8 protein-coding genes and 2 tRNA genes are annotated in these 13697 nt (G+C 36.7%); 7 read left to right on the plus strand and 3 right to left on the minus strand.

All coding sequences use genetic code 11. The annotated features are described in order from the left end of the window. The first annotated feature begins 18 nt into the window (after positions 1 to 18). From ABD692_RS15740 to ABD692_RS15750, 3 genes are all read left to right on the plus strand, one after another. Positions 19 to 1347 carry an alpha-L-fucosidase gene (locus tag ABD692_RS15740; RefSeq protein WP_344768465.1) on the plus strand — a complete coding sequence of 443 codons (1329 nt, stop codon included), beginning with the start codon at positions 19 to 21 and terminating at the stop codon, positions 1345 to 1347. Between the two features lie 93 nt (positions 1348 to 1440). Then, complete coding sequence (locus ABD692_RS15745) at positions 1441 to 3687, plus strand: GH92 family glycosyl hydrolase (protein WP_344768467.1); 2247 nt, start codon at positions 1441 to 1443, stop codon at positions 3685 to 3687. Between the two features lie 45 nt (positions 3688 to 3732). Further along, positions 3733 to 6339, plus strand: a complete 2607-nt coding sequence (locus ABD692_RS15750; RefSeq protein ID WP_344768469.1) for a glycoside hydrolase family 2 protein — start codon at positions 3733 to 3735, stop codon at positions 6337 to 6339. 300 nt (positions 6340 to 6639) lie between these two features. Here ABD692_RS15750 and ABD692_RS15755 read toward each other — a convergent pair whose 3' ends face one another. From ABD692_RS15755 to ABD692_RS15765, 3 genes are all read right to left on the minus strand, one after another. Continuing rightward, positions 6640 to 6966 (minus strand): 2Fe-2S iron-sulfur cluster-binding protein, encoded by a 327-nt coding sequence (locus ABD692_RS15755; protein ID WP_344768472.1) that lies wholly within the window; start codon positions 6964 to 6966, stop codon positions 6640 to 6642. Between the two features lie 44 nt (positions 6967 to 7010). Beyond that, positions 7011 to 8021, minus strand: a complete 1011-nt coding sequence (locus tag ABD692_RS15760; RefSeq protein WP_344768474.1) for an NAD(P)/FAD-dependent oxidoreductase — start codon at positions 8019 to 8021, stop codon at positions 7011 to 7013. Positions 8022 to 8297: 276 nt separating this feature from the next. Continuing rightward, the gene (locus tag ABD692_RS15765) at positions 8298 to 10337 is read right to left on the minus strand and encodes a prolyl oligopeptidase family serine peptidase (RefSeq protein ID WP_344768476.1); all 2040 of its coding nucleotides are present in this window, start codon (positions 10335 to 10337) and stop codon (positions 8298 to 8300) included. A 213-nt stretch (positions 10338 to 10550) separates the two neighbouring features. Between ABD692_RS15765 and ABD692_RS15770 the strand changes: the two genes are divergently transcribed. The 4 genes from ABD692_RS15770 (at position 10551) to ABD692_RS15785 (ending at position 13103) form a co-directional block, all read left to right on the plus strand. After that, complete coding sequence (locus tag ABD692_RS15770) at positions 10551 to 11297, plus strand: UDP-2,3-diacylglucosamine diphosphatase (RefSeq protein WP_344768478.1); 747 nt, start codon at positions 10551 to 10553, stop codon at positions 11295 to 11297. A 284-nt stretch (positions 11298 to 11581) separates the two neighbouring features. After that, positions 11582 to 12655 carry a peptide chain release factor 1 gene (gene prfA / locus ABD692_RS15775; protein WP_344768480.1) on the plus strand — a complete coding sequence of 358 codons (1074 nt, stop codon included), beginning with the start codon at positions 11582 to 11584 and terminating at the stop codon, positions 12653 to 12655. A gap of 103 nt (positions 12656 to 12758) precedes the next feature. Next, positions 12759 to 12832, plus strand: a tRNA-Asp gene (locus tag ABD692_RS15780). Between the two features lie 197 nt (positions 12833 to 13029). Then, positions 13030 to 13103 (plus strand) — tRNA-Asp (locus tag ABD692_RS15785). Positions 13104 to 13697: the final 594 nt, after the last annotated feature.

The raw sequence follows: 13697 nt of genomic DNA on the forward strand, positions 1-13697 counted from the left end.
AATTTTTAAGCACGTAATATGAAAAATCTATTAATTGCCATTGTTTTTCTATCATTAGGTTTAAGTGCGAAGGCTCAAAACTATGAACCTTCTGCATCCAACTTAAAGCAAAGGGAATGGTTTTCTAATGCCCGTTTTGGCTTATTTATTCACTGGGGCCCCTTTAGTATTCCTGGAAGTGGCGAATGGGTAATGAACGACCGCAAACTCACGGTTCATAATTACACCAATTTAAAAGATTTTTTTAACCCGATTGATTTTGATGCAGCAGCTTATGTAAGTATGGCTAAAAATGCGGGTATGAAATACATTACGTTAATCACCAGGCATCACGACGGATTTAGTATGTGGGATACCAAGTATTCGGATTTTAATATTATGAATACGCCATATAAAAAGGATATTGTAAAAATGGTGGCTGATGAGTGTCATAAACAAGGCATTCAACTTTATTTTTATTATTCTTTGCTTGATTGGCGCAGAGAAGATTTTCCGCATGAAACTGGAAGAACAGGACAAAATTCAGGAAGAAAAGGAAAGGGCGATTATGCAAGTTATTTGCAATTTATGAAAAACCAGTTAACCGAGCTTTTAACAAATTATGGCGAAATAGGTGGAATCTGGTTCGATGGGCACTGGGATCAAACAGCACCAGAAGGTGAGGCAGATCGCTCGTCGCGGATAGATTGGAAATATGATGAAATTTATGGCTTGATACATAAGCTTCAACCGCAATGTATGATTGGTAATAATCATCATTTAACCCCGTTTGCTGGTGAGGATTTTCAAATGTTCGAAAGAGATTTACCTGGCGAAAACGCATCGGGATTAAGTTTTCAAACCGCATCAGATAAATTGCCTTTAGAAACTTGCGAAACCATATCAAAATCATGGGGTTACAACTTAAGCGATACCAGTTATAAAACCAATAAACAATTGGTAAATATGCTGGTTAAAGCCTCAAGTTTAGGCGCTAATTTATTGCTCAATATAGGCCCAATGCCAAGTGGTAAAGTTCAACCCGAATTTCAAAATCGACTTGCCTCTATGGGCGAATGGTTGAAATTTTATGGCGAAAGCATTTATAATACAAAAGCTGGTTTTGTAAAGCCTCAGCCTTGGGGAAGTGTAACCCAAAAGGATAATAAAGTTTATATCCACATTTTAGATTCTAAAAATGCTTCTGTGGCTTTCGATAAGTTTCCCTATAAAAAAATTACGAAAGCTTATTTATTAAAGGATAAAACGCCAATTAAGTTTATCCATAAAAAAGGGCTTACTGAGGTTTATACGGGTTTTGCCAACGAAGAAATTGATAACGTTGTCGTTTTAGAAGTTGCTAAATAAAGTTAATTTTAAATTGAAATAAAGAATATGTTAGAAAGAGGTAAAACGTTTTACGTATAATTGCCTTTTTATTTTTCTTAAACCATAATAATCATGCAGTTCAAAAAAATAATTCTTTTTTTATTTGTTGTTTTGAGCGTAAATACCTTTGCGCAGCAGAAGACTAATTTTACTCAATACGTAGATCCATTAATTGGTTCGGCTCAACACGGCCACGTTTTTGTTGGTGCCAACGTGCCTTTTGGAGCAGTTCAGTTAGGGCCAAATAATATTATGGAAGGTTGGGATTGGTGTAGTGGATATAATTATGTTAGTAATACGATAACTGGTTTTGCCCACACACATCTAAGCGGAACGGGTATTGGCGATTTGGGGGATATTTCTATAATGCCTGCTACTGGAAAGTTAATTGTAGAAAAAGGTAAAACTGCTGATGGCGAAGGCTATCTTTCTAAATTCTCTCATCAAAATGAGAAAGCTAAAGCTGGTTATTACAGTGTTCTGTTAGATAAATATGGTATTAAAGCAGAACTAACCGCTACTGAACGCGTTGGCTTTCATCAATACACTTTTGAAAAGAACGCTAAAAATCCTCATATCATTATCGATTTAATTGAAGGTATTGGTTGGGATAAAGCTGTAGAATCTTCGTTAAAACAAGTTGATGCGACTACAATTGTTGGACATAGAAATTCAAAAGGTTGGGCTAACGATCAACGTTTGTTTTTTGTAATTAAACTATCTCAACCAGTTAAAAACCTGGTATTGTACGATAGTACAGTTGTCAAATCTGGAAAAGATTTAAAGGGTAAAAAGCTTAAGGCAGCAGTTGAGTTTGCTGCCATCTCTGGGGATAAATTACAGATAAAAGTTGCTTTATCGCCAGTAAGTATTGAGAATGCATTGCTAAACCTAAAAACAGAATTACCTGGTTGGGACTTCTCTTCAACAGTAAAAGCTGCAGATTCAAAGTGGAATGCAGCTCTTTCGAAAGTAAAAATTGATGCTTCGGGTACAACAAAAAAGATTTTCTACACGGCGCTTTACCATACCATGGTTGCTCCTTCATTATATAATGATGTAAACAAAGATTATTTAGGATCAGATAAAAAGGTTTACAGAAAGGCAGCATTTAATAATCTAACCACTTTTTCCCTTTGGGATACTTATCGTGCTGCGAATCCATTGTTTACTATTATTCATCAGGATAAGGTAAGTGATGTGGTGAATACCATGCTGGCAATATATAAACAACAGGGGAAATTGCCTGTTTGGCATTTAATGGGAAGCGAAACCAATACTATGGTTGGCTATCATGCTGTTCCTGTTATTGTTGATGCCTATTTAAAAGGTTATCGTGGGTTTGATGTAAACCTGGCTTACGAGGCCGTTAAACAATCGGCTATGCAGAAAACCAATGGCATAGAGTACATTCAGGAGTTAAAACATATTCCTACTGATAAAGTTGAAGAGTCGGTTGCCAAAGCTTTAGAATATGCAATTGATGATTATTGTATTGCTATGATGGCAAAAGCTTTAAATAAAACTGAAGATTATAAATATTTCAGCAAAAGAGCACAATTGTACAAAGAATATTTTGACCATGATTCTCAGTTTATGCGTGGCAAACTATCAGATGGAAAATGGCGGACTCCATTTAGTCCTGTTGCAGCTAAGCATCGTGGAGATGACTACACAGAGGGTAATGCATGGCAGTATACCTGGTTGGTGCCTCAAGATGTTGAAGGTTTGATAAAATTATTTGGTGGTGATCAACCTTTTACAAAAAAATTAGATTCTTTATTTATCGTTCCTTCTGGATTAAATGAGGCAAGTTCTCCAGATATTTCAGGTTTAATTGGTAATTATGCTCAAGGAAACGAACCAGGACACCATATCCCATACTTATATGCTTATGCTGGTCAGCCGTGGAAAACAGCCGATTTAATCAGAAAAATTGATGATGAATTTTACACAGCGAAACCCGATGGATTGTGTGGTAATGAAGACGTTGGTCAAATGAGTGCGTGGTATGTTTTTTCTTCATTGGGCTTTTATCCCGTAAATCCTGCGAATGGAGCTTATGTATTCGGTACACCTTTGGTTAAGGATGCAATAATAGAGCTCGGAGCTGGTAAAAAATTCAATATAAAGGTTGTAGATAATAGTGCTGAAAATAAGTACATCCAAAAAATTGTATTAAATGGTAAACCTTACAGTAAATCTTTCTTACTGCACAAAACCATTATGGCGGGTGGAAATATTCAGATTTTTATGGGCAGTAAACCTTCTGAAACCTGGGGTGTAAAAGCAGAAGACAGACCTGTTTCGGGCAAATAGGAAATGTATAGTTTTTTAATATTTACAATCTTATCATCTCAATAAATGAAAAAAATCAGTTTTATTATTCTTTGTTTACTATCTGCTTTTTGGGCAAAATCGCAGCAGCGTTATGAATTGAATTCTGGCTGGCTTTGCGCCAATGTAAAAGAAGTAAATGCAAACGGGTTACAGATTTCAGAAAAAGGTTTCGCCGTTAGCAGTTGGATGAATGCTACTGTTCCTGGAACAGTGCTGACCACATTATTGAATAATAAAAAAGTTCCCGATCCATTTTATGGGATGAATAATGAAAAAATTGCAGACATATACAAAACAGGAAACGATTATTATACTTATTGGTTTGTAAAGGATTTCGATGAAAAGGCAATCGGTAACGAACAGGTTTGGTTGCAATTCAGAGGTATAAATTATAAAGCTGATATTTTTTTAAATGGTAAAAAGGTTAATCCACAGATTATAGAAGGGATGCATTTGCGTTCGCAGTTTAACATTACAAAACTTCTTGCAGCTAATGGTAAAAATCGTTTAGCAGTAATTGTTCATCCGCCAGATGTGGTTGGAAATCCAAATGGTGGGCAAGGTGGCGATGGTACAATTGCACGAGGTTTAACCACGCAATATACTGCGGGTTGGGATTGGATTCAACCTATTCGCGATCGTAATACAGGTATTTGGGATAAGGTAACGATAGAGAAAACGCAAAGTATTAATATTTTAAATCCACATGTAGTTACCCTTGTTCCAGGCAAGCGCTTGGCAGAAGGGAAGCAAAAACCAGCAACAATAAAAGTTTCGGTTGAAGTTGAAAATCCAAGTGTTAAGACTGTTTCTGGGTTTTTGCAATATGCCATAGATGGACAAGTTATAAAGAAAGCGGTAACCATTAAAGCGGGTGAAAGAAGCGAAATCAGCTTTCCTGATTTTACCTTACTAAATCCAAAATTGTGGTGGCCAAATGGTTATGGCGCACAATATCTTTACGATTTAAAAATTCAATTCATCTGCGCAGCTAAAACCTTGGATCAGGAAACTTTAAAAGTTGGTGTTCGACAGATTGATAATATTTGGAATGAGCACACCAAAAGTATGGGTGCTTATGTAAACGGACAAAAGATTTTTATTAAAGGTGGCAACTGGATTATTTCTGACGCGATGCTTCGTTTTACAGATGCCCGTTACGATGCAGAAGTTCGTTATCATAAGGATATGAACCTGAATCTGATTCGGATTTGGGGTGGGGCAATTCTCGAAAGACCTGAGTTTTACAAGGCTTGTGATCAATATGGTTTATTGGTTTTTCAGGATTTTTGGTTTAGTGGCGATTGCAATGGCCGTTGGGTAGATCCAATGAAAAAGGACGACCAATGGACCAGAAGAAAATATCCGGATAATCATCCCTTGGTTTTAACTGCCATTGAAGATCAGGTTAAAATGATCCGTAACCATGCTTCTTTAGCTTTTTGGTGCGGAGGAAATGAAATTACACCGCCAGATGATATTTTGCAGCCAATAAAAAATGATATTCTACCTCGTTTAGATGGAACCCGAATGTTTTTCGATTTCTCTAACAGCGATGAGATGTCTTATAATACCATTGGTGGTAATGGCGATGGACCTTATGGAATCCAAAATCCTCGGAGCTTTTGGGGCGATAAAACTTTTCCATATAACTCAGAAGTTGGTTCTGTTGGGGTTGGTGATTATGAATCTTTAGAGAAATTCATTCCTGCAGAAAATATGCTTGCTCCTCAGTTTAAAGAGAAACCAGATTCGGTTTGGGATTATCATAAATACATTGGCTATGATGAGCATATTAATCCGTATGGAAAAGCGAAAGATGTTAAAGATTTCGCTATGAAGGCACAATTAGTCAATTATGATCAATATCGTGCTTTAATGGAAGGGTTTTCTAACAAAATGTGGGATTGGTACACGGGTTCAATCATTTGGAAAACTCAAAACCCATGGACGGCCTTGCGTGGACAGATGTACGATTACTATTTAGATCCTAATGCTTGTTTGTATGGTTTAAGAAAGGGTAGCGAACCTTTACACGTAATGATGAACCCGATTGATAGTATGGTTACGGTGGTAAATAATGGATTTACAACACGTGATAATTTACTGGTTCAGGCTAAAGCTTATGATATGGATGGCAAGGAACATTTTTATTCTCAGGTTTTCAATTCAATAGGCCCATCATCGGTTAGAAGATATTTTCCTTTAAACGATTTCTTAATTAAATTGGATAAAAAGGAAGGTGTTTTTGTTTCTCTAAAAATTTTAAACGAAGCTCAAGATGTTTTGAGTGAAAACTTATATTGGCTTCCTGGTAAGGATGGCAGATATTCTGGCTTGCAAAAGATAAAAACAGTTGTGCCCATTATAGAAGCTACAGAAAAGAGAAAAGGGCAGATTGCTGTTACGCTTAGCAACGCTAAAGATAATCCTGTTGCATTTTTTAACCGTATCGCATTAGTTGATGCAGTTTCAGGCAAACGGATCTTACCCGCATTCTACTCTGATAACTATATTAGTGTCTTGCCAGGCGAAAGCAAAACGATTACAGTCGATTATTCAGGAAGCCAGAAAACAGCTGTAGAAGTTTATGGCTGGAACGTTGAAAGAAAGAAAATCGAAGTTCGATAACTCCTACTTCGTTATTGCTAGTATGTGCTAGTCGGGATTTGTAGTCCAGACTAGGATCCGCGGATTTCAAATCGCATTTCGGCATTCGAGATTGCAAATCTCGACTAACGGACGATATAAAACAAAAAAGGCGATACTGGTTTGTGCTAGTCGGGATTTGTAGTCCAGACTTAGGATCCGCGGATTTCAAATCCGCTTTTTTGGCACTTCGAGAATTGCAAATCTCGACTAACGGAAGATATAAACAAAAAAAGCGATACCGTTTTAAGTATCGCTTTTCAATATTTTATATTTTATAGCTTAGCTTACACCATGAAGTTTCACTTTTAAACCATCCATATTATTATGTAACTGCAACTGGCAGGCTAAACGGGAGTTTGGCAATAAATCAGGCAAAGTATCTAACATTGCATATTCATCATCAGTCATTTCGTTAAGCTTTTCTTCGCCTTCTAATACATCAACACAACAAGTAGCACATAATGCCATTCCGCCACAAGTAGCCAGAATATCATATTCAGATGCTTTTAAAAACTCCATCAAACTTAAGCCCATATCTGTTGGTGCTTCGTGAGAGGTAACTGAACCATCCGGTTCTTGCATATATATTGTAATGTTGTTCTCCATTTTATTGTGCTCTACTTATATTATTAGCAAATATAGGTAATTGCTTAAAATTCAGAAACTCCGTTTACAGTTGTATATTTCATTGTGTATTTAACCCCAGGATTCATATAAGAATAAGCACTATGACTCATTAAGGCTGCCTCGTGGAAACCACAAAGAATCAATTTTAATTTGTTTGTGTAAGTGTTGATATCGCCAATTGCATAAATACCTGGGATATTTGTTGAATAATCATCGGTATTTACCTCAATAGCACTTTTGCTGATATTTAAATTCCAATCTTCAATAGGCCCTAACTTCGGACTCAAACCAAATAAAGGTATTAAATGGTCTGCTTCAACCAGAGATTTTTCCATGGTGCGGTTTTGAACGATTTCAACTTTTTCAAGTTTATCCCCACCGTGAACAGCATGAAGATTACTATTTAAAACGAGGTTAATTTTTCCGCTTTCGGCCAATGCCATAACTTTAGAAACTGAATCTGGTGCGCCACGAAAGCTTTCACTTCTGTGAACCAATGTTAATTCAGAACAAACTTCAGCTAGGTAAATTGTCCAGTCTAAAGCAGAGTCGCCACCACCAGCAATAACCATTTTCTGATCACGATATTTCTCTGGATCAAGAATCATGTAGTTTACACCTTTACCGTTCTCAAAGTTTTCAAGATTTTCTACAGCTGGTTTACGAGGTTCGAAACAACCTAAACCACCTGCTATAACCACAACCTTAGCTTCGATAATGGTACCCATGTTTGTAGTTAGAACGAAATCAGCTTCGCCACGTTTCTCCAAACCTTCGATACGTTCGCCTAAGGTAAACGTAGGATGGAAAGGTTTTGCCTGTTCCATTAAATTATCGATAAGTTCCTGTGCTAATACAGAAGGATAACCAGGAATATCGTATATCGGTTTCTTAGGATAAATTTCAGAAAGCTGACCACCAACCTGAGGAAGGTAATCAATTAAATGGCAACGCATTTTTAATAAACCGGCTTCAAAAATGGCAAATAAACCAACCGGACCAGCGCCTATTACGGCTATATCAGTAGAGATCATTCAAAAAAAATTTACGCAAAGTTACGAAATAAACTTTTATCAATATCCTTATTTAGAAATATTCCAGATAATTTTGTAAGACTGTTATATTCAGTATTTTGTATGCCTAAATTTAGGTAAAAACAAAAGTTAAAGGAATTTAGGTGTTCAAAACAAATTATAATTGGTCTATGGGTTTAGTGGGATAATCTAATTCATCGTTTTAGTGCACTAAATATTTTATTTCTTACTCTCCATAAATCGCTTCATCTTTCCTAACTACAAGTGCTTAATGGATTACCATTTCATTTCTAAATTTTGGAATACGAAACTCCAAATATCTGTGGCTTCCTCGATTAATTTCTTTGTAGGTTTTCCAGCCCCATGGCCCGCTTTTTTATCAATTCTGATTAACATTGGGTTTTCGCCTTTGTATTTTTCTTGCAAAGTTGCTGCAAATTTAAACGAATGTGCAGGTACAACACGGTCATCGTGATCGGCTGTTGTGATTAGAGTAGCTGGATAGTTTACACCTATTTTAATATTATGTAATGGTGAGTACTTTATCAGGTAGTCAAAGTCATCTTTTTGATCGCTTGTGCCGTATTCTACTGCCCAGCCCCAGCCTACTGTAAACTTATGATAACGTAGCATATCCAAAACGCCAACAGCTGGTAGAGCCACTTTGAAAAGTTCTGGTCTTTGGGTCATGCAGGCACCTACTAACAGCCCTCCGTTCGAACCACCAGATATCGCAATTTTGTCGGGATTGGTGTACTTCTCTTTGATTAGATACTCTGCCGCACCAATAAAATCATCAAAAACATTTTGTTTCTTTTCAAGCATTCCAGCTTTATGCCAAGCTTCACCATATTCACTCCCACCCCTTAAACTCGGCTGTGCATAAATTCCTCCATGTTCTAAAAACAACATCCTCGATAAACTAAAGGTTGGTGTTAAAGAAATCTGGAAACCACCATAAGCATATAAAAATACAGGATTATCGCCATTAAGCTTAATGCCCTTTTTATAAACCATAAACATTGGCACCTTTGTTCCGTCTTTCGAAGGATAAAAAACCTGTTTGGTTTCGTAGTTATCGGTGTTAAACTTTAATGCTGATTTTTTGTAAAGCGTAGATTCACCTTGTTTAATATCGTAACGATAGCTAGTGCCTGGCGTAATAAAGTTTGTAAAGGAGTAGAAAAATTCTATATCGTCTTTGTAGCCACCAAAACCTCCAACTGTGCCGATATCTGGCAGCTTTACATCTTTAATTTTATTACCGCTCAAATCAAACTGAACAATATTGGTGCTGGCATCTTTAAGATATGAAGCCCATAAAAATCCACCACCCGAACTGGCACCTTCTAAAGCAAGTTTTGATTCGGGGATAATTTTCTGCCAATTTTTAGGGTCCGAATTTTTTGGGTCGACCAAAACCACCTGTTTATTTGGTGCATTTAAATCGGTGTTGATTAAAAGCTTATCGCCATCGTTAGTAATTACGCTGTGGTTGTTTTCGAAACCTTTAACCAATGATTCGATCTTATTGTTTAAGCTAGTTAAATCCTGGTAGTATAAAGCATTGCCCGAAGTGCCAGCACTTGCATATAAAACTAAAAAGTGCTCGTCTTCCGTAACATCAGCTCCAAAATATAAATTTGGATTTGTATTATCTTCAAAAATTAATTTATCAGCGGTTTGTGCTTCGCCTAACTTATGGAAGTAAACCTTTTGAAACTTATTGGCGCCCGAAAGTTCCATACCCTTAGTTGGTTCATCATATCGACTATAGTAAAAGCCGTCACCTTTCCAGGCTGCGCCAGAGAACTTCGTCCACTTTAACTCGTCGGCTAATTTTGTTTTGCTGGCAACTTCCATAACGTAAATATTGCTCCAATCAGAACCCGATTGCGCTATCGAATAGGCAATGTATTTTTTATCATGTGAAAAGCCTAATAAGGAAACCGATGCCGTTCCATCAGCAGATAGTTTATTAGGATCTAAAAAAAGTTCTTCCTTACCTTCCAAACCTTTCTTTATAAACCAAACGCTTTGATTTTGCAAGCCATCATTTTTGGTAAAGAAATAATATTCTCCAGCTTTAAATGGTGCGCTTTCTTTAGGATAGTTCCATATTTCGGTTAAGCGATTTTTTATATCCTCTCGATATGGAATTTGCTCAAGGTAGTTTTGGGTGATTTTGTTTTCTTCGTCAACCCAATTTTTTGTTTCTGTTGAAGTATCATTTTCTAACCAGCGATATGGATCTGCAATTCTTGTTCCAAAGTAATTATCGGTGGTATAATCTTTTTTAGTTTCTGGATAAATCATTAATAGTGTTTTTCTGGAGCTTTCTCTGTCCTACTCAAAGGCAAATAAACTTAGAGCAAAGAAGCTTAATATGATTTGCTTTTTCATTTCGGCAATTTATTTACTAATATATGTTTTTCTCTTTGGCTAGACTGGTTTAGGCTTTATTACTTTAGCCTTTCAGGTTTAATCTTTTTCTGCTTTCCTCTTTTTCCTTTACCTTTGAAACTGTACATGAGTAAAAATATTTATTTCGCTTCCGATTTTCATTTAGGCGCACCCAACTATGCTGATAGTCGTGTTCGCGAAGAGCGGATTGTAAATTGGTTAAATTTCATTGAGCCTAATTGCGCCGAACTATTTTTAATGGGCGATATTTTCGATTTCTGGTTCGAATACGAAAAGGTAATCCCAAAGGGATTTATTCGATTGCAAGGGAAGTTGGCACAAATGGCCGATTCAGGAATAAAAATCTATTTCTTTAAAGGCAACCACGATATGTGGGTTCGCAACTATTTTACCGAAGAAATCGGGATGAAAATTATCAGCGATGAAATGATCATGGAACGTTCGGGGAAGAAATTTTACCTTCATCATGGTGATGGTTTAGGACCTGGCGATCGAAAATATAAGTTTTTACGTAAAATTTTCAGAAGTAAACTTTGCCAATGGCTCTTTGCCCGATTGCACCCAAATTTGGGTATTAGTATCGCTAACGGCTGGAGTGGAAACAGTAAAAAAAGAAAAGGCGCAGAGGAGGTATTCTTTGGTGATCAATATGAATGGTTAGCTATTTACTCAAGAGAAATTTTGCAAAAAGAACACTTCGATTACTTTATTTATGGACACAGGCATTTACCCCTCGATTTAGATTTAGGTAATGGTAGTCGCTATGTAAATACAGGCGAGTGGCTTAATTACAGTTCTTATGCTGTTTTTGATGGGGTTGATTTAAAACTCGAATATTTTAATACAGAATAAGTTTTTCGCGATTACTATATCATTTTTTACCATCCGAGGTATGTAAAAAATATAGGCTTAGAACTAGATTTCTTAAGTTTTTGAATCTCGAGAATAAAGTATTGATTTTTTCATGTCATTATCAGAATTTACTAATTGTTAAAGCAACAATCATTTCATTTTCAAGATCTTTTAATAAGCCAATTCTTTAATCTGCCTATGCATTCGGCTTTTTTACTTATTTTTGCATTTCTTTATCTATTTGTTATTTTTCAGATGGTAAAGAATTTCAATTTGATTATACTATGTTAGATAAATTAGAGGCCATAAAGCTGCGTTGGGAAGATGTTGAGGAGCAATTAAGTAATCCTGATGTAATTCAGGATATGAAGAGGTTTGCAGCTTTAAATAAAGAATATAAAGATTTAGGCAAAATTGTAGATGAATACAAAATCTACAAAAATGTGATGAGTAATATTGAAGCCAATAAAGAAATTTTAGCGGCTGAGAAAGACCCCGAAATGCGTGAAATGGCAAAAGAGGAGTTAGATTTGTTGTTAAAGCAACAAGAAGAAATGGAAAGCAACATTCGCTTGATGTTGATTCCGAAAGATCCTGAAGACGCTAAGAATGCTGTATTTGAGATTCGTGGTGGTACTGGCGGCGATGAAGCAGCTCTATTTGCAGGCGATTTATACCGCATGTACACCCGTTATTTTGAAACCAAAGGATGGAAAGTTGAAACGGTTGATGTAACTGAAGGAACTGCTGGTGGTTATAAAGAGGTAATTTTAAAAGTTAGCGGAGATGACGTGTATGGTCAATTAAAATACGAAAGTGGCGTGCATCGTGTGCAACGTGTTCCAGATACCGAAACTCAAGGGCGTGTACATACTTCGGCAGCATCTGTTGCGGTACTGCCAGAAGCAGAAGAGATTGATTTGTACATTAATCCAGCTGATATAGAATTACAAACTTCACGTTCAGGTGGTGCTGGTGGACAGAATGTAAACAAAGTTGAAACAAAGGTTCAGCTTACGCACAAGCCTTCGGGGATAGTTGTAGTTTGCCAGCAAGAGCGTTCGCAATTGGGTAACCGGGTTATTGCAATGGAGATGTTGCGTAGTAAGCTTTACGATATCGAATTGCAAAAGAAAAATGGTGATATTGCAGCTAAACGTAAAACGATGGTATCTACCGGAGATCGTTCGGCTAAGATTAGAACTTATAATTATCCGCAAGGAAGAGTAACCGAACATCGCATCGGATTAACAATGTATAACCTGCCAACGATCATGGATGGTGAGATTCAGGAAATTATTGATGGGCTTCAGTTTGCAGAGAATGCTGAGAAGATGCAAGAAGGCGCTGTAACTTAAGGTGTTGTAATTATTTGAAAAAAAAGTTTGCGAATTAAGATATTGTCTCTATATTTGCAACCTCGAAAGAGGAAAGAGGTTCTAACTTTAAAGAAGAACAAAAGGAGTGGTAGTTCAGCTGGTTAGAATGCCTGCCTGTCACGCAGGAGGTCGCGGGTTCGAGTCCCGTCCATTCCGCAACAAAAGCCTTAACTTGAAAAAAGTTGAGGCTTTTTTGTTTCAATGCCTTTTCTGATGAAAATAATTAGAATGACATTCAGTAGGTTACGGTTTTAAAAGGGGAAATCTAGCTTAGAATAGTGATAAACTGAAATTAGTATCTATATTTGCCATCCCGAAAGGGGAAGAGGTTCTAACTTTAAAGAAGAACAAATGGAGTGGTAGTTCAGCTGGTTAGAATGCCTGCCTGTCACGCAGGAGGTCGCGGGTTCGAGTCCCGTCCATTCCGCAAACGAAGTCTTAACTTGGAAAAGTTAGGGCTTTTTTGTTTTTTGGCTTAATTTTATTGTAAGGCTTTCTATGTTTATATTATTCAAAGTGAAAAAGATGGATCTTTTATAAAGGCTTTACTGAAATCCACCCTACAGACTTATCCAACATAACAATGGAGAATCGAATATACCCAGTTTAAAAATGCTATGGATTTTTGTTTATCTCGAAGAAGCAAGCTCGGAAAAAAAAGTGGATTCATTAGAGAAAAGGTGCTAAAAAAATATAGCCATGCTCAGGTTTATCAACCTATTGGCTCCTCAAAAAGTAAAATTTCACGATTAAATAGTTTAGAGTGATAATGTTGCCTGTCATCCCCAATATCATTGGGGAAGGGTTCGAGTGCTCGCGACCTTGTTTGGGACAACAAATACCTTAACTTGAGAAAAGTTGGGCTTTTTTGTTTTCCCTGAAATACATCGACATTAACCAGGTTTCGGCAAAATTTTCGCTAGGCTTCTGAAACTTTCGATTAGCCGTACTCTAGGATCAAGCAAAAAAGTTGGGGAGTTGAGAAGTTTATTTAATTTTGTTCAACATTATTATTTTGGAC

Origin of the sequence: Pedobacter ginsengiterrae (assembly GCF_039537385.1) — a bacterium.
Classification (GTDB): domain Bacteria; phylum Bacteroidota; class Bacteroidia; order Sphingobacteriales; family Sphingobacteriaceae; genus Pedobacter; species Pedobacter ginsengiterrae.